This is a genomic window from Shewanella indica, assembly GCF_033842865.1.
Classification (GTDB): domain Bacteria; phylum Pseudomonadota; class Gammaproteobacteria; order Enterobacterales; family Shewanellaceae; genus Shewanella; species Shewanella indica.
In genome coordinates this window covers 290982-317304 of record NZ_JAWXXR010000001.1, presented here as the reverse complement: position 1 = coordinate 317304, position 26323 = coordinate 290982, and the positions used below count along the sequence as shown (strand labels likewise).

Annotated in this window: 27 protein-coding genes; 20 read left to right on the top strand and 7 right to left on the bottom strand. The window is 55.0% G+C overall.

The genetic code is table 11. The annotated features are described in order from the left end of the window. Position 1: 1 nt before the first annotated feature. The 10 genes from phrB to SIL79_RS01455 all read left to right on the top strand — a co-directional run bounded on the left by phrB (position 2) and on the right by SIL79_RS01455 (position 8970). The gene (gene phrB, locus SIL79_RS01500) at positions 2 to 1501 is read left to right on the top strand and encodes a deoxyribodipyrimidine photo-lyase (protein WP_162206683.1); all 1500 of its coding nucleotides are present in this window, start codon (positions 2 to 4) and stop codon (positions 1499 to 1501) included. Positions 1502 to 1528: 27 nt separating this feature from the next. Next, a complete protein-coding gene (locus SIL79_RS01495; RefSeq protein WP_162206682.1) occupies positions 1529 to 2023 on the top strand; it encodes a nuclear transport factor 2 family protein in 495 nt (164 codons plus the stop codon). After that, the gene (locus SIL79_RS01490; protein ID WP_162206681.1) at positions 2020 to 2769 is read left to right on the top strand and encodes an SDR family NAD(P)-dependent oxidoreductase; all 750 of its coding nucleotides are present in this window, start codon (positions 2020 to 2022) and stop codon (positions 2767 to 2769) included. Before SIL79_RS01495 ends, SIL79_RS01490 begins: the two co-directional genes overlap by 4 nt. Then, positions 2766 to 4037 (top strand): NAD(P)/FAD-dependent oxidoreductase, encoded by a 1272-nt coding sequence (locus SIL79_RS01485; RefSeq protein WP_039034310.1) that lies wholly within the window; start codon positions 2766 to 2768, stop codon positions 4035 to 4037. Before SIL79_RS01490 ends, SIL79_RS01485 begins: the two co-directional genes overlap by 4 nt. Further along, entirely contained in the window at positions 4034 to 4825 is a 792-nt protein-coding gene (locus tag SIL79_RS01480; RefSeq protein ID WP_162206680.1) for a DUF1365 domain-containing protein, read from the top strand. Before SIL79_RS01485 ends, SIL79_RS01480 begins: the two co-directional genes overlap by 4 nt. A gap of 321 nt (positions 4826 to 5146) precedes the next feature. Further along, a complete protein-coding gene (locus SIL79_RS01475; protein ID WP_162206679.1) occupies positions 5147 to 6406 on the top strand; it encodes an SAM-dependent methyltransferase in 1260 nt (419 codons plus the stop codon). A gap of 3 nt (positions 6407 to 6409) precedes the next feature. Then, positions 6410 to 7033 (top strand): DUF2878 domain-containing protein, encoded by a 624-nt coding sequence (locus SIL79_RS01470; RefSeq protein WP_162206678.1) that lies wholly within the window; start codon positions 6410 to 6412, stop codon positions 7031 to 7033. Positions 7034 to 7045: 12 nt separating this feature from the next. Then, positions 7046 to 7738 carry a chalcone isomerase family protein gene (locus SIL79_RS01465; protein ID WP_162206677.1) on the top strand — a complete coding sequence of 231 codons (693 nt, stop codon included), beginning with the start codon at positions 7046 to 7048 and terminating at the stop codon, positions 7736 to 7738. Further along, complete coding sequence (locus SIL79_RS01460) at positions 7732 to 8325, top strand: DUF3833 domain-containing protein (protein WP_233962795.1); 594 nt, start codon at positions 7732 to 7734, stop codon at positions 8323 to 8325. Before SIL79_RS01465 ends, SIL79_RS01460 begins: the two co-directional genes overlap by 7 nt. Positions 8326 to 8739: 414 nt before the next feature. Next, a complete protein-coding gene (locus SIL79_RS01455) occupies positions 8740 to 8970 on the top strand; it encodes a hypothetical protein (RefSeq protein WP_162206675.1) in 231 nt (76 codons plus the stop codon). On the opposite strand, the gene SIL79_RS01450 is transcribed toward SIL79_RS01455, so the two are convergent. Continuing rightward, complete coding sequence (locus SIL79_RS01450; RefSeq protein ID WP_039034306.1) at positions 8971 to 9312, bottom strand: DUF3634 family protein; 342 nt, start codon at positions 9310 to 9312, stop codon at positions 8971 to 8973. 208 nt (positions 9313 to 9520) lie between these two features. Between SIL79_RS01450 and SIL79_RS01445 the strand changes: the two genes are divergently transcribed. Further along, entirely contained in the window at positions 9521 to 9703 is a 183-nt protein-coding gene (locus tag SIL79_RS01445) for a hypothetical protein (protein ID WP_162206674.1), read from the top strand. Between the two features lie 131 nt (positions 9704 to 9834). Here the strand turns inward: SIL79_RS01445 and SIL79_RS01440 are convergent, their stop codons facing one another. The 4 genes from SIL79_RS01440 to SIL79_RS01425 form a co-directional block, all read right to left on the bottom strand. Further along, positions 9835 to 10557, bottom strand: a complete 723-nt coding sequence (locus tag SIL79_RS01440; RefSeq protein WP_405130424.1) for a TorF family putative porin — start codon at positions 10555 to 10557, stop codon at positions 9835 to 9837. Positions 10558 to 10676: 119 nt separating this feature from the next. Next, on the bottom strand, positions 10677 to 11039 hold the full coding sequence (locus SIL79_RS01435; RefSeq protein WP_071477029.1) for a cupin domain-containing protein: 363 nt from the start codon (positions 11037 to 11039) through the stop codon (positions 10677 to 10679). A gap of 18 nt (positions 11040 to 11057) precedes the next feature. Then, complete coding sequence (locus SIL79_RS01430; protein WP_039034305.1) at positions 11058 to 12542, bottom strand: CoA-acylating methylmalonate-semialdehyde dehydrogenase; 1485 nt, start codon at positions 12540 to 12542, stop codon at positions 11058 to 11060. 16 nt (positions 12543 to 12558) lie between these two features. After that, a complete protein-coding gene (locus SIL79_RS01425) occupies positions 12559 to 13896 on the bottom strand; it encodes an aspartate aminotransferase family protein (RefSeq protein ID WP_319618917.1) in 1338 nt (445 codons plus the stop codon). A gap of 255 nt (positions 13897 to 14151) precedes the next feature. Between SIL79_RS01425 and SIL79_RS01420 the strand changes: the two genes are divergently transcribed. After that, positions 14152 to 15648 (top strand): aldehyde dehydrogenase, encoded by a 1497-nt coding sequence (locus SIL79_RS01420; RefSeq protein WP_039034303.1) that lies wholly within the window; start codon positions 14152 to 14154, stop codon positions 15646 to 15648. 54 nt (positions 15649 to 15702) lie between these two features. Here SIL79_RS01420 and SIL79_RS01415 read toward each other — a convergent pair whose 3' ends face one another. Both SIL79_RS01415 and SIL79_RS01410 read right to left on the bottom strand, forming a co-directional pair. Next, positions 15703 to 15915 (bottom strand): hypothetical protein, encoded by a 213-nt coding sequence (locus SIL79_RS01415; protein WP_319618916.1) that lies wholly within the window; start codon positions 15913 to 15915, stop codon positions 15703 to 15705. Positions 15916 to 16011: 96 nt separating this feature from the next. Further along, entirely contained in the window at positions 16012 to 17319 is a 1308-nt protein-coding gene (locus tag SIL79_RS01410) for an NAD(P)/FAD-dependent oxidoreductase (RefSeq protein ID WP_319619954.1), read from the bottom strand. 209 nt (positions 17320 to 17528) lie between these two features. Here SIL79_RS01410 and SIL79_RS01405 point away from each other — a divergent pair, with 209 nt between their 5' ends. The 8 genes from SIL79_RS01405 to SIL79_RS01370 all read left to right on the top strand — a co-directional run bounded on the left by SIL79_RS01405 (position 17529) and on the right by SIL79_RS01370 (position 26162). Next, the gene (locus tag SIL79_RS01405) at positions 17529 to 18077 is read left to right on the top strand and encodes a cupin domain-containing protein (protein WP_039034340.1); all 549 of its coding nucleotides are present in this window, start codon (positions 17529 to 17531) and stop codon (positions 18075 to 18077) included. Between the two features lie 369 nt (positions 18078 to 18446). Beyond that, positions 18447 to 19211, top strand: a complete 765-nt coding sequence (locus SIL79_RS01400; protein ID WP_039034301.1) for a gamma-glutamyl-gamma-aminobutyrate hydrolase family protein — start codon at positions 18447 to 18449, stop codon at positions 19209 to 19211. 1 nt (position 19212) lies between these two features. Further along, positions 19213 to 20562 (top strand): glutamine synthetase family protein, encoded by a 1350-nt coding sequence (locus SIL79_RS01395; RefSeq protein ID WP_028780689.1) that lies wholly within the window; start codon positions 19213 to 19215, stop codon positions 20560 to 20562. Positions 20563 to 20572: 10 nt separating this feature from the next. Further along, entirely contained in the window at positions 20573 to 21946 is a 1374-nt protein-coding gene (locus tag SIL79_RS01390) for an aspartate aminotransferase family protein (RefSeq protein ID WP_233962705.1), read from the top strand. Positions 21947 to 22101: 155 nt separating this feature from the next. After that, positions 22102 to 23199 carry a polyamine ABC transporter substrate-binding protein gene (locus SIL79_RS01385; RefSeq protein WP_162206670.1) on the top strand — a complete coding sequence of 366 codons (1098 nt, stop codon included), beginning with the start codon at positions 22102 to 22104 and terminating at the stop codon, positions 23197 to 23199. Positions 23200 to 23317: 118 nt separating this feature from the next. Continuing rightward, on the top strand, positions 23318 to 24454 hold the full coding sequence (potA, locus tag SIL79_RS01380) for a polyamine ABC transporter ATP-binding protein (protein WP_025009894.1): 1137 nt from the start codon (positions 23318 to 23320) through the stop codon (positions 24452 to 24454). Then, positions 24451 to 25350 carry an ABC transporter permease subunit gene (locus SIL79_RS01375; protein WP_037436682.1) on the top strand — a complete coding sequence of 300 codons (900 nt, stop codon included), beginning with the start codon at positions 24451 to 24453 and terminating at the stop codon, positions 25348 to 25350. The genes potA and SIL79_RS01375 overlap by 4 nt, the downstream gene beginning before the upstream one ends. Continuing rightward, a complete protein-coding gene (locus SIL79_RS01370) occupies positions 25347 to 26162 on the top strand; it encodes an ABC transporter permease subunit (protein ID WP_025009896.1) in 816 nt (271 codons plus the stop codon). The genes SIL79_RS01375 and SIL79_RS01370 overlap by 4 nt, the downstream gene beginning before the upstream one ends. The last annotated feature ends 161 nt before the right edge of the window (positions 26163 to 26323 follow it).

Genomic DNA, 26323 nt, shown 5'->3' with positions numbered 1-26323 from the left:
CATGTCCCAGTCCTTGCCCAATCATGCGCCTTCCCTTGAAAAGGCCTGTGTTGCCATCTGGTTTCGCAGCGATCTGCGCACTTCAGATAACCAGGCCCTGTGGCTGGCGTGCGAAGCGGCAAGGGCCCAAGGTCTGCCGCTGCGGGGTTTTTATATGGCGACTCCGGCCCAGTGGCAGCAGCACTCTGTTGGTCCCATGCAGCTGGATTTCATCGAGCGCAGCGTCAATCAACTGCAACGGGCGTTGGCATCTTTGGGGATAGCTTTTGATTTGCTGCACTGTGACGATTTCTCTTTGGTGAATGTCACTGTCGAGGAGTATTGCCAACGCCAGGGCGTTAAGCAGATTTTTGTCGGGCGCGAGGTGGAGATTAACGAGCAGCGCCGGGATCAGGCGCTGGCACAGCTCACCAGGACTATAGGGGTGGGCCTGCAGTTTACCGATGAGCACTGTCTGCTGCCGCCCGGCAGCGTCCGTACCCAAGGTGGCGAAATGTATCGGGTATTTACCCCCTTCTTTCGCCGCTGGCGTGAGCTGCTGGGAAGTGAGGCGATAATGCCGCTGCCGGTACCTGCGCCTCTGGCCCCGGCTTTACCCGAACCCGCAGAGCTGAGTTTTAAGATCAGCAATCAAGGCAGTAAACAAGACAGCCACCACTGGCCAGTGGGTGAAGGGGCGGCCAGGCAGCGCCTCGATAGCTTTATTGCCAACCAGCTTGCCGATTACGGCCAGGAGCGGGATTTCCCGGCGCTCGATGGCACCAGTTGCCTGTCGCCCTATCTGGCGTTTGGAATTCTCAGCCCGCGGCAATGTGTGGCGGCGCTGCTCAATCGCTTCCCCGAGGCTATGGCAGAGGACAATAGTCCGGGGCGCAGCTGGCTGGCTGAGCTGGCCTGGCGCGAGTTTTACCGCCATCTGCTGCACGCCTGGCCCCAGCTGTGTATGGGGCGCAATTTCAACGTGCTCGGTGATGACATAGTCTGGCGTAACGACCCGCAAGAGTTTGCCGCCTGGTGCGAGGGCCGCACCGGTTATCCGCTGGTGGATGCCGCCATGCGTCAGCTAAACCAGACCGGCTGGATGCACAATCGGCTGCGAATGGTGACCGCCAGCTTCCTCACCAAACACCTGTTGGTGGACTGGCGCTGGGGTGAGCAGTATTTTCGTCGCGCCCTGATAGATGGTGACCTGGCAGCCAATAACGGCGGCTGGCAGTGGTCTGCCGGCACCGGCTGTGATGCCCAGCCCTATTTCAGGATCTTCAACCCCATGAGCCAGAGTGAAAAGTTCGACCCTGACGCCAGTTTTATCCGTCGTTATCTGCCTGAACTGGCACAGTGGCCGCTTAAACAGATACACCATCCGGGCACAGCCGCATCGTCTCGCTTCACCGAGCCGAGTCTGTTCGCCACTGCGGCTTATCCGCCACCTATAGTCGAGCACAGCGCGGCGCGGCAAAGGGCGTTGACCGCCCTGGCCGTGCTGAAAAAGTCTGCCTGAACTCAGTTCATTAGCCGAGGGATTATCATGACCAGCCACTCAGTCGCCGCGGACATAGCGCCCGCTTCACAGCCGGCAGCGCCGCAGTCTCAAGAGATTATTCAGGCATTTATTGCCTTGTATCAATCCCTGGGTCCTGAGCAATTGCCCACATTGCGCCAAAGGCTGCAGGCCGTCTATGCGCCTGAGATCTGTTTTTGCGATCCCATGCACCGACTGGAGGGGCTTGAGCAACTGGAACAGTATTTTGCCGGTTTGTATCGCAACCTGACCGAAATCGCCTTTGAAATCACTGACGTCTTGCCCGCCGGGGACCAGGCCGCCATCAGTTGGCAGATGAAGTATTGCCACCCCAAATTGAACCGGGGGCAGAGTATCAGCGTCGATGGTATCAGCCTCATCAAGTTTGGCGACAAAATCCATTACCACAGGGATTATCTGGATCTGGGGCAGATGCTCTATGAACAGCTGCCGCTGCTGGGCTCAGTGGTGCGCATGGTCAAGGGCAGGGCAAGCCGATGAAGACGGTATTGATCACGGGTGCCAGCTCAGGCATAGGTGCCGAGCTTGCCAGACAATATGCCGCCGCCGGTTGGCGGGTCTTGGCCTGTGGCCGCAATGAACAAGCTCTGGTCGCCCTCGAAGGCTGCGAGCCTTTGAGGTTCGATGTCACCGACAGAGACTCGGTGCTGAAGCTGGGCAGCAAGCTCAAATTGGAGTTAGGCCAAGCCGACTGTGTGGATCTGCTGCTGCTCAATGCCGGTACCTGTGAGTACATAGACGAGGCTATGGCCTTTGACAGCGCCCTGTTTGAGCGGGTTATCCGCACCAATCTGTTGGCTGTGGGCTATTGCCTGGAAGCCTTTATGCCTTTGCTTGAGCGTGGCAGCCAACTGGCGCTGATGAGTTCAAGCGTTGTGATGCTGCCTTTCCCGAGGGCGGAGGCCTATGGCGCCTCCAAGGCCGGGATCAGTTACCTGGCGCAGAGCTTGCGGCTCGATCTGGCCCACAAGGGAATAGATGTCAGCGAAATTCGCCCGGGCTTTGTTAAAACGCCGCTCACCGACAAAAATGACTTCGCCATGCCGATGCGGATTTCCGCCGATAAAGCCGCCAACACCATCATCCAAGCCCTGGCCGCCAGACGGCGCCTGATTGCCTTTCCCGGGCGTTTTATCTGGCTGCTGACTCTGCTGAGCTGGCTGCCCCGCAGTTGGCTGGCCGCCGCCCTTGGTAAACCCTCTGCAAAAAACGGGAGCCCAGTATGACAGTTTCAACCGGCAATAAGCCGCGCATCGCCATAGTCGGTTCGGGGATCTCCTCGCTCACTTGTGGTTATCTGTTGTCACAGCAGTATGAGGTGACGTTGTTTGAAGCCGCCGATTATCTGGGTGGGCATACGGCCACTGTGGATGTTGAGCTTGACGGCAAACCCTACGCCATAGACACAGGGTTTATTGTGTTCAACGATCGCACTTATCCCAGGTTTCAGGCCTTGATGGCCCGGGTCGGTATCAAGGCGCTGGCGACCGAGATGAGCTTCTCGGTGCAAAACCTTGTCAGCGGTCTTGAATACAATGGCCATAGCCTGGCGACCCTGTTTGCGCAAAAGCGCAATCTGCTGAGTCCGACTTTTTGGGGGTTCCTGAGGGAGATTTTGGCCTTCAACAGCCGCTGCAAAGCCTTGTACCAAAGTGGTCGTTACCCGGCGGTGACGCTGGGGGAATTTCTCGACCAGCAGGGGTTTTCCGACTTCTTCTGTCAGCACTATATCCTGCCGATGGGCGCCGCTATCTGGTCGTCCAGCATTCAGGATATGCGCGCCTTCTCGCTGCCATTCTTTATCCGTTTCTTTGAACATCATGGACTGTTGGCCGTCAGCAATCGGCCGCAGTGGTATGTGCTCGAAGGCGGCTCCCGCAGTTATATTCCGGCGCTCAGCGCGCCCTTTGCCGAGCGGGTGCATCTCAACTCGCCGGTAGCACAAATCCGCCGCCAAGCGGGGGGCGTGCAGCTCAGAGTCAAGGATAGCTGGCATGAGTTTGATCAGGTGATCCTCGGCTGTCACAGCGATCAGGCGCTGGCCATGCTCAGTGACGCCAGTGAGCTGGAGCGGGAGATACTCTCCAGGCTTAAATACCAGGATAACCAGGTGACCTTGCACACTGATACCTCGCTGTTACCGAAGCATCGCGCCGCCTGGGCCAGTTGGAATTATCGTCTCGATGGTGATGCCAGCCGTCCCGCCTGCGTGACCTACAACATGAATATTTTGCAGCGCCTGCCAAAGTCTGCACCGGATTTTTTGGTGACCCTGAACCAGGATGAGGCGATAGCCGAGGACAAGGTGCTCAAACGTTTTGTCTATGCTCACCCGGTATTCAATGAACAGAGCCAGGCGGCGCAGCAACGCCGCAGCGAGATCTGCGGCCAAGACAGTATCCATTTTGTCGGCGCCTACTGGTACAACGGCTTTCATGAAGACGGGGTACGCAGCGCCCTGGATGTTTGTGAAAGGTTCGGGGTGAGCCTATGAAACCTGAAACGGGTCTCTACCTCGGCAGCGTCAGTCACTTGAGGCTAACGCCGGTAAGGCACAGCTTTCGCTATCCCTTTGCCTTGATGCTGCTGGACTTGGATGACTTGCCAAGGCTCTCATCCCTCAGCGGCTTGTTTGGTGAATCCCCTTGGTCAGTGCTGCGTTTTCGGCAGCAGGATTACCTCAAGGCGGCTTCAATATCGAATACTGCCTCATCGCTTAAACAGCGGGTACTGGATAAGGTGATTGCGCTCGGCGGCGAGGCCGACTGCGACAGCGTGCTGTTCGCCGGGCAACTGCGCCACTTTGGGCTCTATTTCAGCCCAGTCAATTTTTTCTACTGCTTTCAAGGTGATGAATATAAATACCTGTTGGCTGAGGTGAGCAATACCCCCTGGAATGAGCGTCACTGTTATCTGGTGTCGGCCGAGGCGCCGGCGCTTGGCGACAAGTGCTTCCATGTATCGCCTTTTATGTCGCTGGATTATCGCTATCGCTGGCATATTCCGGCGCCGGCAGAGCGGCTCGACTTGCGGATCAGCAATCTGCCCGGCAAGGGAGATGAGGCAGAGGCTGCCCCCGAGTCGCAAAAGGTCAGCTTCGATGCGGTATTAAGCCTCAAACGCCGCCCCTTCAATGGTCGTGAACTTAGACGTTATCTGTGGGGCTTTCCCTTGATGAGCCTGAAAATTCTTTGGCTCATCTATTGGCAAGCGCTGCGTTTGTGGCTTAAGCGGGTGCCCTTTGTGCCTTACGAGCGCAGGCCTCATGGCGGCACGGATTGAGGCTAAGGAAGGTGCGAACAAGTCCCATGTGTACTCTGCGTCGGCTTACGGGCTTGGATGCAAGGCGTGGTTCGCAGCAAATGGCCCTAGTCCTTTGCAAGAAGCACAACACAGCAGGCAGGCCTGTAAGCCACGCCCTTCGGGGCTTTCACAGCAACCGGCTCTCTGCGTTATCCGACTTCGACAGGCCCCGGCATGCGTTCAGTCAGATGTCTTGAACGCCAATTGCTGTGCAAGCCAGAGTGCCACGAGGACTTATTTGCACCTTCCCTAAAGGTTTGGAAATTTCCCCGAGTGTGACAGCAAACATTGGAGAATGAGATGGAAAACACAGTAGCCAAGAACAGACAGCAGCTGGCCGCCAGCGGCAAGAGCCTATGGGCCAGAGTCATGCAACAGGCCTTGAATGCCTTGGAGGGCGGTTGTCTTAAACTGCAACTGGGCAGTGAGCAGTGGACCTTCGGCCCGCTCGACACAGACCTGGTCGCCATAATTCGTATTCACGATGAGCGCTTTTTTCGCCAGGTGATTCTGGGCGGCTCTATCGGCGCCGGTGAAGCCTATATTCAGGGGCACTGGTCCAGTCCGGATGTTACCGCAGTGGTGCGGCTGTTTGCCCGTAATCTGCCGCTGCTGGATAAGATAGAGCAGCGGTTCTCCTGGTTTTCCAACACAGTTAGCCGGGTGAAACACCTGCTGCGCCGAAACTCAAAGGCCGGTTCAAAGCGCAATATTCTGGCGCACTATGATCTGGGCAACCCCTTGTATCAGGCATTTCTCGACCCTGAGCTGCTCTATTCAAGCGCCGTCTATCCCCATGAAGAGGCGCAGTTGGATGAGGCGCAGCAGTATAAGCTGCAACTGATTTGCGAGCGGCTGGATCTGCAGCCCGGCATGAGTCTTTTGGAAATAGGTACCGGTTGGGGCGCCCTGGCTATCTATGCCGCCAAACACTATGACGTCAAGGTAACCACTACCACGATTTCCGATGCCCAGTACCAATATGCCAGTGAACGGGTTGCCGCCGAAGGACTGAGTGAGCGCATTACCCTGTTGCGGCAGGATTATCGCCAGCTCAGCGGCCAGTATGACCGTTTGGTCTCGATAGAGATGATAGAGGCAGTGGGCCACGATTATCTGCCGGGATTTTTTGCCGGCCTGGATGCCCTGCTCAAGCCGAGCGGCAAGCTGTTACTGCAGGCGATCACCATTAAAGATCAGCGCTATGACAGCTACCGCAAAGGGGTGGATTTTATTCAGCGCTATATTTTCCCCGGCGGCTGCCTGCCATCTGTCACCGAGATGACGCGCCACTTGCAGCGGCAAACCTCCATGACCCTCTGGTCGTTGGATGATATTGGTCTCGACTATGCCCGCACCCTGAATGACTGGCATGCCAACTTCGATGACGCCAGGGAGCGGGTGCGTGAACTCGGTTATGGTGAAGATTTTGTGCGTATGTGGAAGTTTTACCTGAGTTACTGCGAAGGTGGTTTTCTTGAGCGCACCATAAGCACGGTGCAACTGACTGCAGTCAAGGACGGCTATCGTCCGCTGAGCTCAAGTCAAATTGCAGGTTAGGCCATGAAACTGTCATCGCCTTGGTTTTTTCTGCTGCTCAACGCCATCGTTTTCCAGTTGGGCTGGTGGTCTTTGATCCTGTTTGCCAATCAGGCGCTGGTGTTTGCTCTCTTGCTGCTTTGTGCCCAGTTGCTGCTTGTCAATCCGGGCTACCGCTCCGCCCTCATGGCCGAGAATGCCCAGGATCAGCACAGCCAGCTGGCAGCGCAAAGCGTAAAGCGCAGCGGATACAGTATGAAAGCATTCAACGCCGTACTGATACCTGCTGTCATTGGCATAGTTTTGGACGCCATGCTGCACCTTGGCGGAGTATTTGAGTTTGACAGCCCCTCGCGACTTTTACCCTTGTGGCTCTGCTGTCTTTGGGGGCATTTTGCCGCGACCTTGGGGGTGAGTCTGGCCTGGCTCAGGGACTTGCCTAAATGGCAGCAGGCACTCTTTGGTGCTGTGGGGGGCGCAGGCAGTTACCTGGCGGCATTCAGGTTGGAGGCCGTGGCTTGGCCCCTGGGGCAATCGGTTACTTTTAGCTTGTTGATAATCATCTGGTCGCTGCTGCTGCCACTGTTAAGCTATTGCAACCTTAAGCTTGAATGGGGTAAAAATCCCCCAACTACAGGATTTCTCTGACGGAGACCGGCAATGAAACGATTCATCAAGGGTGTAAATAAGGGAGCAAAGCAAGCTGGTAAGTTGCATAAAGCAGGCTTTGCCGGGCTGATGATACTGCTTGGCCTGCCCTCTCAGGCCTGGGCCGACAATTTACAGATTCAAGCACAGACTCAAGCACAGCAGGCTCAAGCGCTGAGCCAAGAGCAGACTCCTGAGCCCAAAGCTGCCCAGGTCGAGCCATCCAAGGCGGAGCTTGCCAGCTTTCGGGAAGTGGGCCGCGGTGAAATGGACTGGTGGTTTATAACCCTTTATCGGGCCAGGTTGCTGACGCCGGATGGTAGTTACCAGCCCAATAGCTTCCCGCAGCAGCTGGAAATTCAGTATTACCGGGATATACCCGCTTCGCGACTCCTGGAGGCCACCAAACACCAGTGGTTGCACCTGGGATACGACAGAGAGCAGATATCTGCCTGGTTGGCGCTGCTTGAAGATATCTGGCCGGATGTGGAGCAAGGGGATAGATTGAGCTTTGTGGCAAGCGGGCCGCAGCGAGGGCATTTTCTGTTCAACGACAAGCCGTTAGCCGCGATTGTTATAGATGAGAGCGCTTCGAGCGAGCATAAGCGTTTTGCTGATGCCTTTTTGGCGATTTGGTTGTCAGAGCGCAGCAGTCGGCCGCAACTGAGAGCCCAGTTGATAGGAGAGCAGGCATGCAAATGTTAATCAGCAGGTTTATCAGTTTCACTAAGGTTTGGATGTTACTTCTGATGCTTGGACTGAGCGGTTGCGGCAGTGTCGATATTCATGACTATAGCGCCAGCGAACCTAAGTTGGATCTGCAGCAGTTCTTTAACGGGGAGTTGCAGGCTTCCGGTATGGTGCAAGATTACAGCGGCCAGGTGGTGCGCCGTTTCAATGTGCGGATGACGGGCAGTTGGCAGGGGAATCAAGGTGTGTTGCAGGAATGGTTTGAGTATGACGATGGTGAGCTTGCCGAGCGAACCTGGCAGATAACCAAGCTTGCCGATGGCCGCTACCAGGGCAGAGCTGCGGATATTCTGGGGGTGGCAGAAGGGCAAGCAGAGGGCTTTGCCCTGCGCTGGCGCTACGACATGCTGCTAAAGCTCGATAGCGGCGAGTATCAGGTGCATTTCGACGACTGGATGTATCAAACGGCGCCGGACACCATAATCAACCGCAGCGAGATCCGTAAATGGGGCCTGACAGTAGGGGAGGTGACTCTGGTGATCCGTAAGCTGAACGAATTTGATGCTAACAAGGAAGCACTCCTGCTGCACAAAAATAATTGAATATTCCTTATTTATTCGTTGGTTGAAGAAGAATAATTGCGGCAGGACGTTTTACTGCTTGTGTCTAAAAACATTAGCGGCGTCTATTGGACGGCCAAAATTACTGTGGTTTTGTGGCGATTTCCCTAATTGTTTCATTGCTTCATCGTATTTGCTCCAATGATCACAACAGCTTATGTCTCTACTGAAGAAATGATGCTCATTTAAGAACGCGTCACAGGCTGCGCAATAGAACAGTGAGCAGTCCTGCTCAAATTGATCTCCATGTATATAGTGCCTTTGGTTCATTTGCATGTTGTCTCCTGAATAAACGCTATCAATTATGGTACGCCATGATTAACGCTGAGTCTCAGCCTAAGTTAAGCTTAGCTCTGTTTTAATAACAACCGTCTCTCAACACAGGTTTCAATATTGATGAACAACAAGTCTCTTCTACTGCCTTGGATTTCAATGGGCTTACTGGCACTGGTATCGCTCGGCGGCTGCTCGAATGGTATCGATTTCAGTTTTGAAGCGCCCGAGGAGGAGCGGGTGAATCCCAATCTCCCCGCCGAAGATCCCATGGCACAGGATAACCAGAGGATCATAGATGATGCGCGCCGGGAAGGGAAAATCGACTCTCAAGTGTTCCCCGGGCAGCGTTGATCAACCCAGTTGTTTGCTGTTGTCGCTCTGTTTGCGGTCATAGTATTCGAAGGGAAACAGGTTGCGCAGGCGCTGAATGTTGGCATCTCCGGCGTTGGCGCTGATATGCAGCCGCACTTCGCCGCTGCGCTCGGCGCGCACTGTGCAGGTGAGTTTCTCTTTCTTGACCAGGGCGCGGCATTCACGTTCAAACTTCTCCGGGATTTTGCCCTTGTGCGAGGTCATACGACCGTCCTTGAAATGCATTTCAAATATTGTCATTCCTTTCTTGTTACTGAAAACCAGTTTGTAGATAAGCACTAACGCCAGGGCGATAAAGAGTATTTTTAACATAGTGGCCATAGTGAGACTCCTTGTTTCAGCAAGAGTAAATATTGCTATCCAGATGTGATCTTATATCTTCAGTTATACCTGCAAGCAGCGGCGTTTGACAGTGCACCCAGGGTGGATTTTTGTGATAAGGCTAGAAGGACTGGCAAATTGGCAAACCTTGGTTATTATTTGTTCAGTAACACCTGTTTTACCACAAACCAAGATCAAGGATGAAGCCATGTACCTTTCCAATGCCGAGCGCTGGGCGCAAATCTGTGACAGACAAGTGGAACTGATGGCAAAGCTCAGCGAGCAGTTTCCCGAGCGGCGAGAGCAACTGCAACACCTCACCCATAGCTGGCAAGACGTCAAACAGCAGGTGCGCCGGGGCGATACCCCCCACGTACCGCCACTGCGTTGAGAACTGGATCAATTTATAAAAAAGAGCCGCTCAGGGAGCGGCTCTGTTACTTTTGGTTGGTGGGAGGAAGATGGGGGGCTTGCCCGTGCAGGTCTGTCCTATGGCTTGCCTGGGCAGCGCAATTTTGCTGCTTAGAAAGCGTAACTGACACTCGCCAGCACAGTGCCGTCATTCTGGAAGGTGCCACTGCTTATCTCGGCATCCGAATCTATATCAGTGTCCAACCAGGCCAGAGACAGACCAAAACCGGCAATCTCAGTCGAGACACCTATGGAGTAATCCAGATATTTGCCCATATCGTCATCGGGCGCATCGCCGAAGTTGTAACCCAGGTGCAGATCCAGGCTCCAGTTTTCGGCAAACTCATAACTATAGTTCAGCTCGGCATAGTGGTAGTCCAGATCTGAACCCGCATAGTCATTGGTGTACCAGTAGGCAGCCCTAAAATCACTGAACTCGAGGCCGAAAGAGATTTCGTTGTAGTCCTGGGAGACATTGTCGCCCGGGTACATATAGCGCAGCAGGGTAATGTCATAGGCCAGGTTGTCGTTGATTTCACCGGCGTAACCCAGGTAGACATCCAGTTCGAAATCGGCACCCACCTGATCCTCTTTGGGAGTACCATCTTCATCGAATTCCACATTACTGGCCCAGGCCCCGACGAAGAAACCCGAGTCGTGACTCCAGTCCAGACTAGCTTGCACGGCAAAGTCACCGGCAGTTTGTGACACGCCTCTAAAGCGGTAGTCATTGGTCACGGCTATCTCGCCGCTGATTTCGGCCATGGCAGAGGTTGAGGTTATGGCGCCGCCAAGCAGCAGTGCCCATAGCAGAGGGTTGGTTCTTCTTATCACTGGGTTCACAAGCATTTCTCCCTTCTTTGGTTTGCCGGCCCCGTCCGGAAATATTCCGGCGCGGCCTGGTTTATGCCAAACAACAGCAGCTATGCTGAGACCTCATGGCGGTTTTGTTTTTATCTGTTGGATTCAAACACCACATAGAGCTTGCGGCAGGGAACCGTTACCTGCCAACTGCCGCGAAACCCGGCCGGGATCACAAACCTGTCGCCGGGGCCAACTTCGAGATGATTTCCCTGCTCATCGCTGATGACACTGTTACCCTCGAGGATTTCGCAATACTCGTGCTCAGTGTAGTTAACTTTCCAAGTGCCTGTTTCGCTTTGCCAAATTCCGGTATGAAACTGCTCACAGGGGCTGGAGTAATGGTTCTCCAGTCGTTGGCGCGGCGCGCCCTGCAGACGCTTTTCCTCAGCGATGGAGTATTCACTTATCTCGGGAGTATTGCGCGCCAGTACTCTGATATTGTTGATGTGCATCAAGCTCTCCCTCTCTCCCTATTTCATGGTCGGCATGATGAAATCGGCACTCAGCTGTTTGGGCCAGCGGGCGGTAACGGCTTTGCGCCGGGTGTAGAAGCGAACTCCATCCGGGCCGTGCATATGCAGTGGGCCAAACAGCGAGCGTTTCCAACCGCCGAAACTGTGAAATGCCATAGGCACAGGGATAGGCACATTGACCCCCACCATGCCGACTTGCACCGAGTGGCAAAAGTCGCGCGCCAGCTCGCCGCTCTGGGTAAAGATGGCGGTGCCGTTGCCGAACTCATGTTGATTGATAAGAGCCAGCGCCGAGTCATAGTCGGCCACCCTGACTATGCAAAGCACAGGGCCGAAGATCTCTTCCCGGTAAATCTGCATCTCAGGGGTGACGCCATCGAACAGGGTCGCACCGAGAAAGAAACCTTCGCTGTCTGCCAAGGTATTGCGGCCATCGACCAGACAAACTGCGCCCTGCTGTATACCGCTGTCTATATAGCTGCAGACCTTGTCCAGATGCGCGCGGGAGATGAGCGGCCCCATTTCCATACCCGGCTCCAGGCCGTTACCTACCTTGAGCGCGGCTATCTTGGGTTGCAGTTTTTCTATCAGGGCATCGGCCACATCAGCAACCGCCAGTACCACGGAAATAGCCATACAGCGCTCGCCGGCAGAACCATAGGCCGCACCCATCAGGGCGTTGCTGGCCAGTTCCAGATCGGCATCCGGCATCAGCAGCATGTGGTTCTTGGCGCCGCCGAGTGCCTGTACCCGCTTGCCGTGAACCGATGCCTTACTGTAGATATACTCGGCCACAGGCGTTGAACCGACAAAGGAGATGGCCTGAACATCCTGATGGCAGAGCAGGGTATCTACCGCCAGCTTGTCGCCGTTGATAACATTGAAAACCCCATCCGGCAGCCCGGCCTGGGTCAACAGCTCGGCAATTCTGAGTACCGGCGCCGGATTCTTTTCCGATGGCTTCATCACAAAGGTATTGCCGCAGGCGATAGCAATCGGGAACATCCACATGGGAACCATCACAGGGAAATTGAACGGCGAAATGCCGGCAACCACCCCGAGCGGTTGGTTGATGCTCCAGGCATCGACGCCAGTGCCAACCTGTTCAGTGTGTTCCCCCTTGAGAAGATGGGGAATGCCGCAGGCAAACTCCACCACTTCCAGTCCTCGAACCAACTCGCCCCTGGCATCCTCAAGCACTTTGCCGTGTTGCAGGCAGATAAGCTCGGCCAGCTCATCCATGTGGGCTTCTACCAGGGCTTTGAAGCGAAACAGCACCCGCGCCCGGTTAAGGGGCGATACCTTTGACCAAGCGTCAAAAGCCTGTTTGGCCGAGTCTATTGCCCGCTCTGTATCTGCCTTGGAGGCGAGGGCGACTCTGGCTTGCTCTTTGCCGTTGGCCGGGTTGAAAATCGGCAGTGAAGCCTGTGCCCGGCTGCCATCTGTTTCATGTCCATCTATATAGTGGCTGTAAATACGCATAACTATCCTGTGTGCTTCAGTCGACGGTTTGGATGGCGTCGGCCAGGGTGGAAATCAGTTGATCTATTTGGGACTCTTCCACTATCAGTGGCGGGGAGAGGGCTATGATGTCGGCGGTGGCCCTTACCAGCGCACCTTGCCAGAAACAGCGCTCGAAAATCTGATAGCCGCGTTTGCCAACACCTTGCGGGCTGGGGGCCAGCTGAATGCCACCCACCAGGCCGGTATTGCGAATATCGATGACATTGGGTAGCCCCTTGAGACTGTGCAGCGCCTGTTCAAAATAGGGCGCCAGCGCTGTAGTGCGCTCAAACAGCTTTTCGTCACGGTAGATATCCAGGGTGGCCAGTGCCGCCGCGGCCGCAACAGGATGCCCCGAATAGGTATAGCCGTGAAAGAACTCGATCATCGCCTCGGGGCCCTGCATACAGGCATCGTGAATAGCTTGCTGCACAAACACCGCGCCCATGGGGATGGCGCCATTGTTGAGTGCCTTGGCCGTGGTCATTATGTCCGGAGTCACATCCCAGTGGTTGCTGGCAAAAGCGCCGCCCACCCGGCCAAAACCTGTAATCACCTCATCGAATATCAGCAAGATGCCGTATTTTTGAGTGATCTCCCGAAGGCGCTTGAGATAGCCCTTGGGGGGCAATATTACCCCGGCCGAGCCTGACATGGGCTCGACGATAACGGCGGCGATATTCTCGGCGCCATGCAGGGCAATCAGCCCCTCGAGCGCCTCGGCCTTGTCGGCGCCATGCTCGGGCAAGCCGCGGCTGAAGGCGTTGGCTTTCATATCCAGAGTGTGGGGCAGGTGATCGACGCCGCCGAGGAGCTGCGGGCTGAAACCTTTACGGTTATTGCCAATTCCGCCCACTGAAATACCGCCAAACCCCACACCGTGATAGCCCAGCTCACGGCCGATAAAACGGCTGCGGCTCGGCTCGCCGTTGGCTCTGTGGTAACACAGCGCCAGCTTGAGTGCGGTGTCGACCGACTCTGAGCCCGAGTTGGTAAAGAAGATACGGTTCATGCCGGGCGGGGCGATTTCACTGAGGCGCTCGGCCAACTCGAATGCCAACGGATGACCCATCTGAAAGCTGGGGGCATAGTCCATTTCGCGGATCTGACGGCTGACCGCCTCACTGATCTCCGCCCGGCCATGGCAGGCATTACAGCACCAAAGACCTGCGGTGCCGTCCAGCACCTGACGGCCATCGACATCCCGGTAATACATGCCTTCGGCCGAAGCCAGTAGCCTGGGAGTCTGCTTGAATTGACGGTTGGCACTGAAAGGCATCCAGTAATGCTCGAGATTGCCCTGTGTTTTCGCCTGTTGTTTTAGCTCTGCCATAAGCATTAACCTTAGTGTTGCGGGCTTGTTAATGGTGATTGATATTTCGCTATGCTATGTCAGAAATAATGAACATGGAAGGCCTGTGTGCAATTATTTATGCCAAAAAATCTATTTTTGTAAAATATATTGAATTTATGCCGTGCTCGAGGCTAATCTGGAGCGACCCGAATAACTGGCGATGGCTGCACGAGTTGGCCGCGATAGGCCTACTGAGGTAGTGGAATGCCCGCTTGCAAGCAGATGAGAGGATTTATGAGTACACCGCAAACCCGTCAGCAATGGCAGCAGTTGGCCGCGCAATTGCAGATCTGTGGCCAGGCCTTTATCCATGGAGAGTATTGTGCAGCCGTATCCGGCGAGACCTTCGATTGCATCAGCCCTGTGGATGGCAACAAGCTTGCCGCCGTAGCCAGTTGCGATCTGGCCGATGCCGAGGCGGCGGTGGCCAGTGCCAGAGCCAGTTTTGAATCCGGAGTCTGGTCGCGAATGGCGCCGGTAGAACGCAAAAAGGTGATGATACGCTTTGCCGATTTGCTGGAGGTGCATAGTGATGAACTGGCCTTGCTGGAAACCCTGGATATGGGCAAGCCAATCCGTTTTTCCAAGTCGGTGGATGTGACCAATGCCGCCAGGGCCTTGCGTTGGTCCGGCGAAGCGGTTGACAAGATTTACGACGAGATAGCGCCCACCGCTGACAATGAAATCGGCATGATCACCCGTGAGCCTGTCGGGGTAGTGGCCGCGATTGTGCCATGGAACTTCCCCCTGTTGATGGCCTGCTGGAAACTGGGGCCGGCGCTGGCCAGCGGTAACTCTGTTATCCTCAAACCCTCGGAAAAATCCCCTCTGACGGCGATTCGTATGGCTGCCATTGCCTTGGAAGCCGGGATCCCGCCCGGAGTGCTCAATGTATTGCCCGGTTTTGGTCATACAGTTGGCAAGGCGCTGGCGCTGCATATGGATGTCGATACCCTGGTGTTTACCGGCTCCACCAAGATAGCCAAGCAACTGATGGTCTACGCCGGTCAGTCCAATATGAAACGTGTGTGGTTGGAGGCCGGTGGCAAGAGCCCGCACATAGTCTTTAACGATTGCCCGGATCTCAAGGCGGCGGCGCAGGCGGCAGCTTCGGCCATCGCCTTCAACCAGGGCGAAGTTTGCACCGCAGGTTCGCGCCTGCTGGTGGAATCCGGGGTCAAGGAGCAACTGATAGCGCTCATTATCGACGAGCTCAAATCCTGGCAGCCGGGGCATCCGCTGGATCCGGATACCGTCAGTGGCGCGGTGGTGGATCAGCAGCAACTGCAGACTATTCTCGGTTATATCGAGGCGGGTAAGCAGCAAGGTGCTGTGCTGGCCTGTGGCGGCGAGCAACTCATGGCTGAAACCGGTGGCGTTTATGTGGCGCCGACTCTGTTTCGTGAAGTGAATAACCAGATGAGTATCGCTCGCGAGGAGATCTTCGGTCCTGTACTGAGTGTGATTGAATTTGAGGGAATGGAGCAGGCGATAGCCATAGGCAACGATAGCATCTATGGCCTGGCGGCCGGTGTGTGGACTTCTGATCTCAGCAAGGCCCATAGAACCGCCAAGGCGCTGAGAAGCGGTATGGTGTGGATCAATCATTATGACGGCGGCGATATGACGGCGCCCTTCGGTGGTTATAAGCAGTCGGGTAACGGCCGCGATAAGTCACTACATGCTTTTGATAAATACACAGAAATTAAGGCGACCTGGATAGCCATTTAATCGGTTTGCTGTAATAGACAATCCCCCTGCATTGCGGGGGGAAAGAGGCTAAGTTCAGGGCTTGAGGTGTTCACGCACAGGTTCAAACAGCGCATCAAGTAGCAATTGAGTGCGGTTATCTTCGACTCGCAGCTCCAGCCAGCCGTCACTGCCGAGAATTTCAAGCTGCCTGCACACGAGTATCGGCGGTGAGGCTTGCAGTTCCCCCTTGAGGCGAAAAATCCCCAGCGGCGTATGAACACGGCTGATATCGAAGCGAGTATTCACGACGGCCACAACGCCTTTGCTGCACTTGTTTTCAAAATGGCTCCCTATTCAACATACACTTGTCTTCAAAACAGGTCTTTTCAAAACAGGCCTTGTTCAGAATAGATCCTTGAATCTATGGTACAGCATGCCTGCCGCCAGAATGGGTGAGCGCAGCGCCGGGCCACCCGGGAAGGTCATATGCTCTATTGAGGCAAAGATATCGAAGCGCTCAGCCTGCTGACTGATAGCTTCTGCCAGCAGACGCCCCGCCATATGGGTGGCGTTGACGCCATGCCCGGCATAGGCCTGGGCGAAATAGATGTTGGGGCTATCCGGCAACCTGCCTATCTGCGGCATACGATTGGCGCCTATCCCTATCATGCCGCCCCACTGATAATCTATTTTCACGCCCTTGAGTGCCGGGAAGACTCTTTCCATATTGGGCCTGAGCGCGGCGCAAATGTCCTTGGGATCTCTGCCTGAGTAGTTGCACAGCCCGCCAAATAGCAGACGGTTGTCGGCCGACAGATGAAAATAGTCCAGTGCTATGCTCATATCGGCGAAGGCCATATTCTGCGGAATAATGTCAGCGCAGAGAGCTTGCGACAGGGGCTCGGTCGCCAGCAGATAACTGCCGGCCGGTAGCACCTTGCCGCCGATATGAGGTTCGAGTTTGGCACCTATATAGGCATTGCCGGCCAAAATCAGATAGCGGCAACGGACTTCGCCGCCCTCAGTCCTGACCCGTATCTGCTCGCCCTTGATGATTTCGGTGGCGGCGCTGTCTTCATAGATGTTAACCCCCAGGCTTCGGGCCGCACGGGCTTCGCCGAGGGCCAGATTCAAAGGGTGCAGATGGCCGCTGCCCATGTCGCTGAGCGCGCCGAGATAACGCTCAGAGCCTATGACTTCCGGCAACTGCTCCTTGGACAACAGCTTGAGCTTATGTGGGTAGTTAAGTTGCTCAAGCTCGGTAAGCTCCAGCTCAAGCTCCTGCATATGTCTTGGTTTCAGCGCCAGATCGCAGTAGCCCCAGCGCAGATCGCAATCGATTTGGTATTGCGCGATCCGTTGCCGGACAATATCGACGGCTTCAAAACCCATCTGCTTGATAGCCAGCACACCTTCTTTACCTATACTCGGCTCAAACTGTTCAATATTATGGCCAATACCGCGGATCAACTCCCCGCCATTACGGCCAGAGGCGCCCCAGCCCACTTTTTTGGCTTCCAGTATGGTGACCGCAAAGCCTCGCTCAGCCAGTTCTATGGCACTGTTGAGGCCGCTGAAACCGGCGCCTATTACGCAGACATCTGTCTCCAATGACTCTTCCAGCCTGGGATGCTGAAACAATTCTTTGGCGGTCGCATGGTAAAAAGAGGCGGGATAGTTGTCACTGTGAATGGGGGACTGGATTGGCATCATGGCTCCGTTCTTGTTATAAGTTTGGACTCGGCTGGTTACACCTGACGGTCGTCGCACTCTTGCCTTCAAAGTGTTCGTTTTATTTAACATGCTTTTGTCATATAATACAAAACAATTTCACCGGGACCCTGGTTGCCCTAGTGCAGAAGCCGCTGCCGACCGTGTCCTGTAACCGCCTGATAAGAGATTTTTGGGGGATTTGCGATTTGGATATAGGTGCCAGCCTCAAGGCTGTTAGAAAAATGAAAGGCCTGTCCCAGCGTGAGCTGGCTAAACGCGCCGGGGTGACCAACAGCACCATCTCTATGATAGAGAAAAACAGTGTCAGCCCTTCAGTCAGTTCACTCAAGAAAGTGCTTTCGGGGATCCCCATGTCGCTGGTGGAGTTTTTCTCCATAGGTGAAAACGGCTCTACCGAGCAAAAAGTGGTGTATCGCTCCAATGAGCTTTTGGACATAGGCACTGGGCCGCTGGAGTTCAAGCTTATTGGTCGGGATTACCCCAACCGTGCCATGTCTGTGATGTCGGAGACTTATCCCCCGGGAGCCGATACGGGTGAAGAGATGCTGCGCCACGAAGGGGAAGAAGCGGCGCTGGTGATCACCGGTCGCTTTGAACTGACGGTCGGTGAAGAGGTGTTTATTCTGGAGGCCGGTGACAGCTACTATTTCAATAGCGAACAACCACACAGGTTCCGCAACCCTTTCGATGAACCCTGTCATCTGGTCAGTGCCACCACTCCTGCCAACTTTTGATCTTCCATTTCCTCAGCTGATTGCGATTTGCTGCCCGTAAATTCACTTCGGGCAGCATATTTGCCTGAAAGTGTAAATAATATCGACCGTTAAAACCCGTGTGCACCGAATTGGTGCCCGCTGAACCAGTGTGATGCAAAGCCAACTTTTTGCTTTGTTCATGCTTGTTTACACCTGTGTTAAGCGCAACTAATTTCTGGTTATTCACATAAAAACAACGGCTTAAGTTGTTTTTGGTTGGGGCAATACTTAACAGGGTATTAACCTCTTGCCTGTGCGAAAAAATCCGTGTAGTGTGTGAAAAAATGAACATTCGCTTTGGTGGATGTTCAAAACTGAGACCTGGATTTGAGTGTTTTGGGGTGAGATATGGCACAGGCAGCAATGGCGTTGGTGGGTGTAACCGCATGCAATGAGCAGTTGGGGCTGCATCCTTTCAATATTGTTGGCGAGAAATACCTCCTGGGCGTGGTCGAAGGTGCCGGAGCCTGGCCCCTGGTGATCCCGGCATTGGGGGCCGATACCCCGATAACACAACTGCTCGAACGTCTGGACGGCATATTGTTTACCGGCTCCCCCTCCAATGTTGAACCTCATCATTACCAAGGCCCGGCCAGCGAGCCGGGCACCCACCATGATCCCAAGCGGGATGACACTACCTTGCCTTTAATTCGCGCCGCCATAGAGGCCGGAGTGCCGGTGCTCGGGATCTGCCGTGGCTTTCAGGAAATGAATGTGGTTTACGGCGGCAGTTTGCACCAGAAGCTCTATGAAGTAGGTGGTTTTATTGAACACAGAGAAGACAAGAGCGCGCCGCTGGAGGTGCAGTATGGTTTGTCCCACGAGGTCAGCATAGAACCTGGAGGGATGCTTTTCGACGCCTGGGGCCGTAGCCATGCGATGGTTAATTCCGTCCATACTCAGGGCGTGGAGCGCCTGGGTCAGGGGTTGCGGCCTGAAGCGCATGCTCCAGATGGTCTGATTGAAGCCTTCTCTGTCACCGACGCCAAGGCATTCGCCTTGGGAGTGCAGTGGCATCCGGAATGGCAGGTCAGAAATAACCCCTTCTACAGCGCAATTTTTAAGGCCTTTGGGGAGGCTTGCAGTCTTAGGGCGCAACAGCGGAATAAATAATATGAATAAGCTTGAAGCCTTCTTAAAAGAACAAAAAATAACCGAAGTTGAATGTGTTATCTGCGATATGACAGGTATCGCCCGCGGCAAAATTGCCCCGGTAGACAAGTTTATCGATGAAAAGGGCATGCGGCTGCCCGAGAGTGTGCTGCTGCAAACCGTAACCGGCGATTATGTCGATGATGAGGCCTACTATGGTCTGCTCAACAGCGCCGATATCGACTTTGTCTGCGTGCCAGATGAAAACGCGGTCTTTATGTTGCCCTGGACCCTGGAAGCCACGGCTCAGGTGATCCACGATACCTATGACAAGATGGGCAATCCGCTGGAGCTGTCGCCGCGCAACGTATTGAAAAAAGTGCTCAAGCTCTATGAAGATAAGGGCTGGGAGCCGGTGATTGCCCCTGAGATGGAGTTTTATCTCACCAGTCGCAGTGACGATCCTGATCTGCCACTCAAGCCCCCGGTTGGTCGTTCCGGCCGCGCCGAATCCGGACGTCAGTCCTTCTCCATCGATGCCGCCAATGAGTATGACCCCCTGTTTGAGGATATGTACGACTGGTGTGAGGCGCAGGAGCTGGATATCGACACCCTGATCCACGAGGAAGGCACGGCGCAGATGGAGATCAACTTCAGCCACGGCAATCCATTGGCGCTGGCGGATCAGGTGTTTGTATTCAAACGCACCCTGAGAGAGGCCGCCCTCAAACACGGCGTCTGCGCCACCTTTATGGCCAAGCCTGTGACCAATGAGCCTGGCAGCGCCATGCACCTGCATCAGAGTGTTATCGACAAGGAAACCGGCAAGAATATCTTCACCCGCGAAGATGGCACCATGAGCCAGAACTTCCTCAGTTATATCGGCGGGCTGCAGCGCTTTATGCCGGAATTTCTGCCGTTGATGGCGCCCAACGTCAACTCATTCCGCCGCTTCCTGCCGGGCACCTCGGCGCCGGTCAATCTGGAGTGGGGCGAGGAGAATCGCACCTGTGGCCTGAGGATCCCCGAGTCTTCACCGCAAAATCGCCGCATTGAAAACCGTATCCCGGGGGCCGATGCCAACGCCTATCTGGCCATTGCCGCCAGCTTGTTGTGCGGCTATTTGGGAATCGTTGAAGATGTGAAACCTTCGACGCCGGTGCAGGGCCGGGCCAACGAAGACCGCTCGGGGATCTCTTTGCCGCAGACCCTGGAAGAGGCGATGGCCATGATGGAAGAGAGCCAATATTGCCGTAAATATCTGGGGGAAGACTTCACCACAGGTTTTGTTGCGGTCAAACGCGCCGAGCTTGAGAATTTTCGCCGGGTGGTGAGTTCCTGGGAGCGGGAATTCCTGCTGCTGACTGTCTAAGGAGGGAGAGATGAAATCACAACAGACTCAAGGCTGGCAGGCCAAGGACCATGCCCACCACTTGCATCCCTTTACCGATCCCAAGGCGTTGAAACAGGCAGGTGGGCGGGTGATCACCCGCGCCGATGGCGTCTATATCTGGGATTCACAGGGCAATCAAATTCTCGATGGCATGGCCGGACTCTGGTGCGTCAACATGGGCTATGGCTTGCGTTCCATCGCCGATGTGGCGGCGCATCAGTTGCTGGAACTGCCTTACTACAACAGCTTCTTTCAGTGCAGCCACCCGCCGGCGATTGAACTGGCCGCCGAGATAGCCGCGCTGGCACCACCTCATATGAACAAGGTGTTTTTCACCGGCTCTGGCTCAGAGGCCAATGACACCAACTTGCGCCTGGTGCGTCATTACTGGGACATCCAGGGCAAGCCGGAGAAGAAAACCATTATCTCGCGCCACAATGCCTATCACGGTTCCACAGTTGCCGGTGCCAGTCTTGGTGGCATGAGTGGTATGCATGCCCAGGGCGATCTGCCCATTCCAGGCATAGTTCACATCGCCCAACCTTACTGGTATGGCGAAGGCCAGGGACTGTCTGCCGAAGAGTTTGGCATTCGCTGCGCCCGCGAGCTTGAAAGCAAGATCCTCGAGCTGGGTGAAGACAAGGTGGCGGCCTTTATTGCCGAGCCTATTCAGGGCGCCGGCGGCGTGATAGTCCCGCCGGACAGCTATTGGCCGGAGATCAAAAAGATCCTCGCCAAGTACGACATATTGTTCATCCTCGATGAAGTGATCACCGGCTTTGGCCGCACCGGCTGTTACTTTGCCGCCGAGTATTACGATCTTGCACCGGATCTTATCACCATAGCCAAAGGGATGACTTCGGGCTACGCCCCCATGGGCGGGGTGATAGTGTCGGATAAAGTCGCCGATGCGCTGGATAAGGGCGGTGAATTTGCCCACGGCTACACTTATTCGGGCCATCCACTCAGTGCCGCGGTGGCACTGGAAAACTTGCGCCTGATGAAGCAGCAAAACATAGTCGCCAAAGTGGCCGAGGAAACCGCGCCTTATCTGCAGCAGCGGCTGCGGCAAGTCTTGGCCCAGCATCCACTGGTGGGTGAGGTGCGCGGCGTTGGCATGGTGGCCGCGCTGGAACTGGTCGCCGATAAGGCAAGTCATCAGCGCTTTGCTGCCGAGCTTGGGGTAGGTACTCAGTGCCGGGAACACTCCATTGCCAGTGGCTTGGTGATGCGGGCGGTGGGAGACACTATGATCATCGCGCCACCCCTGGTGATAACCCAGGATCAAATCGATGAGTTGGTAACAAAGGCGAAACAAGCGCTCGATGTGACCTACGCAAGCGTACAAAAATCGAACGACTAAGATTGCCTGCCATTGGCGGTAAGGGCATGATATACCTTGCTGCCAAGGCGCCGATGCGGGTTTTAGGGAGTAGCATTGGTGACACTAATAACAATGACAATAAGTTAACAATTGAAGGCGGGTTACAACCGCTGCTACCCGTAAAAGGAGAGAGCATGAAGCTATTGACCAAAGTAACGTCTGTGGCACTGTTGGGAGGCCTTGCGGCCGCTGCCACGGCCCAGGCCGAAGAAGTCGTCCGGGTGTATAACTGGAGTGACTATATCGCCGAAGATACCCTGGCCAACTTCCAGAAGGAAACCGGGATCCGGGTGATCTATGACGTATTTGACAGCAACGAAGTGGTTGAAGCCAAACTGCTTTCCGGCCGCTCCGGTTATGACATTGTCGTGCCTTCGAACAACTTTCTTGCCAAGCAGATCAAGGCCGGGGCCTTTAAGCCTCTGGATAAAAGCAAGCTGAGCAACTATCAGAATCTGGATCCCCAGTTGATGAAACAGCTGGAGAAGGCCGATCCGGGCAACCAGTATGCCGTGCCTTACCTCTGGGGCACCAATGGCATAGGCTATAACGTCGCCAAGGTAAAAGAGCTGCTGGGAGAGGATGCACCCACAGATTCGCTCGAACTGATGTTCAACCCCAAGTATGCCCAGAAGCTGTCATCCTGCGGCATGTCCATGCTGGACTCGGCCGATGATATGGTGCCGCAGGCGCTGATCTATCTGGGATTGGATCCCAACAGTACCAAGGCGTCCGACTTTGACAAGGCCGGTGAAGTGCTGGCCAAGATACGGCCTTATGTCACCTATTTCCACTCATCGCGCTATATCTCGGATCTGGCCAATGGTGATATCTGTGTCGCCTTCGGTTTCTCCGGCGATATCCTCCAGGCGGCTACCCGCGCCGATGAGGCAGGTAACGGCAACAAGATTGCCTATGCCATTCCCAAGGAAGGCGCCAACCTCTGGTTCGATATGTTGGCCATCCCTGCCGACGCCGGCAATGTCGACAATGCGCTGACCTTTATCAACTACCTGCTCAGGCCGGAAGTGATAGCCCCCATCTCCAACTATGTTTCCTACGCCAACCCCAATGTACCGGCGCAGAAACTGGTGGATGAGTCTATCCGCAACGATCCCGGCATCTATCCACCACAGGCAACTCTGGACAACCTGTATGTGGGGGAAATTCGTCCACTCAAGGCCCAGCGGGCCCTGACCCGGGTTTGGACCAAGGTTAAATCCGGCCAATAACAATAACTCAGGGGCCAGCTGCCCCTTCATTGTCTGATTGCGTAGTACAGGCAAACTTTACTCGTTCCACCAGCGGCGGCCGCTGAGCCGCCCATTTGGTATTTTGCGGAGAAGTATTATGGCAATCACCTCGGGCATTCCTGTCAAACCCAATAATAAAACCCAGGATGAAGTGCTGCTCAAAATCGAGCGGGTCAGCAAGCTCTTTGACGATGTTCGTGCCGTGGATGATGTGTCGCTGACCATCAACAAGGGCGAGATCTTTGCCTTGCTCGGCGGCTCAGGCTCAGGCAAGTCGACTCTTTTGAGAATGTTGGCCGGTTTTGAAAAGCCTACCGAAGGACGCATTTTTCTCGATGGTCAGGACATTACCCATCTGCCGCCCTATGAACGCCCCATCAATATGATGTTCCAATCCTACGCCCTGTTTCCCCATATGACGGTGGCGCAGAATATCGCCTTCGGTCTCAAGCAGGACAAGTTACCCAAGGCTGAAATCGAGCAGCGGGTGCAGGAGATGCTCAAGCTGGTGCATATGGAAAAATATGCCCGCCGCAAGCCACATCAACTCTCCGGCGGTCAGCGTCAGCGGGTGGCGTTGGCCCGTTCTTTGGCCAAGCGGCCGAAACTCCTGTTGCTGGACGAGCCCATGGGGGCGCTGGATAAAAAACTGCGGACCCAGATGCAGCTGGAGGTGGTGGAAATTCTCGAGCGGGTAGGGGTGACCTGCGTCATGGTTACCCATGATCAGGAAGAAGCCATGACCATGGCCGAGCGGATTGCCATCATGAGCGATGGCTGGATAGCCCAGACCGGCTCGCCTATGGATATCTATGAAAGCCCCAACAGCCGGATGATTGCCGAGTTTATCGGCACAGTGAATCTGTTTGAGGGGGAGATCACCGCCGATGAGGTGGACCATGTGATCATTCAATCAGAGAGCCTGAACCAGGCGTTTTACGTGGGTTATGGGGTGTCTACCAGTGTCGAGGACAAGCATGTCTGGTTGGCGGTCAGGCCGGAAAAAACCCTGATAAGCCGCGAGCAGCCCGAAGAGCAATACAACTGGGCCAAGGGCATAGTCCACGATATCGCCTATCTCGGTGGTTTCTCCGTGTATTACATTCGCCTTGGCAATGGTCAGATAGTCCAGTGCAGCATGACCAACCGTGAACGCCGCGCCGATCACCCCACCTGGGATGATGAAGTCTATATCAGCTGGGAGGACACCAGTGGCGTGGTGTTAAGATCATGAAGAAGCTCAAGTTAGGATTCAAAGGCCGCCACCTGACCATAGGCTTTCCCTATCTGTGGTTGCTGCTGTTTTTCGCGCTGCCGTTCGCCATAGTACTGAAGATAAGCTTTTCCACCGCGGCGATTGCCATTCCGCCCTATGAGCCAAGTTTTCAGTATGCCGACGAAGTGTTGCAGGTATTTATCAACCTGAGCAACTATCTGTTGCTGCTCAGCGACTCCATGTACTACTCGGCCTATCTCAACTCGCTCAAGATGGCGCTGGTTTCCACCCTGGGTTGTCTGCTGCTGGGGTATCCCATGGCCTATGCCATTGCCCGGGCGCCGGCCAGGTTGCAGACAGTGCTGCTATTGTTGGTGATGTTGCCGTCCTGGACCTCATTTCTTATTCGGGTCTACGCCTGGATGGGGATTTTGAGTAACACAGGGCTTATCAATAACCTGCTGCTGGGGCTTGGGATTGTCGATGAGCCGCTGCAGATGCTCAATACCAATCTGGCGGTGTATATCGGCATCATCTATGCGTATCTGCCCTTTATGATATTGCCGCTGTACGCCACCTTGGTGAAGCTGGATGTCAGCCTGCTGGAAGCAGCGGCGGATCTCGGCTCCCGCAGTCTCAATACCTTCTGGAAAGTGACTTTGCCCCTGTCCAAGAGCGGAGTCATTGCCGGCTCCATGCTGGTGTTTATTCCGGCCGTGGGGGAGTTTGTGATCCCCGAGCTGCTCGGCGGGCCGGACTCGCTGATGATAGGTAAGGTGCTGTGGCAGGAGTTCTTCAACAACCGTGACTGGCCGGTGGCTTCGTCGCTGGCGATAGTGATGCTGGTGCTGCTGATTGTGCCCATCACCCTGTTCCATCGCTATCAGAGCCGCAGTCTGGAGAAAGAGATATGAAGAAGCTGAGTTTCTCGACCCTGATGTTATGGATTGGGCTGGTGTTTCTGTATGCCCCCATGTTTATTCTGATTTTCTACTCTTTCAACGCCTCCAAACTGGTAACTGTCTGGGGCGGCTTTTCCGCCAAGTGGTATGCCGAGCTGTTTGCCGATCAGCAGATACTGGATGCGGTCTGGACCAGTTTGCAAATCGCCTTCTACAGCTCGACCATGGCGGTGATCATAGGCACTATGGCGGCCTTTGTGATGACACGTTTTCGTCGCTCCTGGGCCAAGCTGACGCTGTCGAACATGATTACGGCGCCCTTGGTTATGCCCGAGGTGATCACGGGTCTGTCGCTGATGCTGCTGTTTGTGCATATGTCGGATCTGCTCGGCTGGCCGGCTGAGCGGGGCAGGATGACAGTTTGGATTGCCCATTCCACCTTCTGCGCCGCCTATGTGGCCGTGGTGGTGTCATCGCGCCTCAGGGAGCTGGATCTCTCTATTGAAGAGGCGGCAATGGATCTGGGGGCGACACCGCTGAAGACCTTCTTTCTGATAACTGTGCCCATGATAGCCCCGGCGCTGATGGCGGGTTGGCTGTTGTCGTTCAGCCTGTCGCTGGACGATCTGGTGATTGCCAGCTTCGCCTCGGGACCTGGCGCCACTACATTGCCTATGGTGGTGTTCTCCTCGGTGCGGCTCGGGGTGTCCCCCAAGATCAACGCCCTGGCGACACTGATCATTCTGGTGGTATCCCTGATCGCTTTCCTGTCCTGGTATCTGGCGCGCCGCGCCGAACGCCGCAGCAGACAAACAGAGGAATAACAATTCGGCGGTTGGCTGTGACAGCCACCGCCGCTATCTCTTTTGTGTGTTTTAAATTTTGAACGATTTGTGTTTTATAATGCGTTTTCTACTGGTTTTAGTCGATTTAACTGTGTAGGATGATGCAAGTGTTAAAAATAACAAACATAAAGGCTGGAATA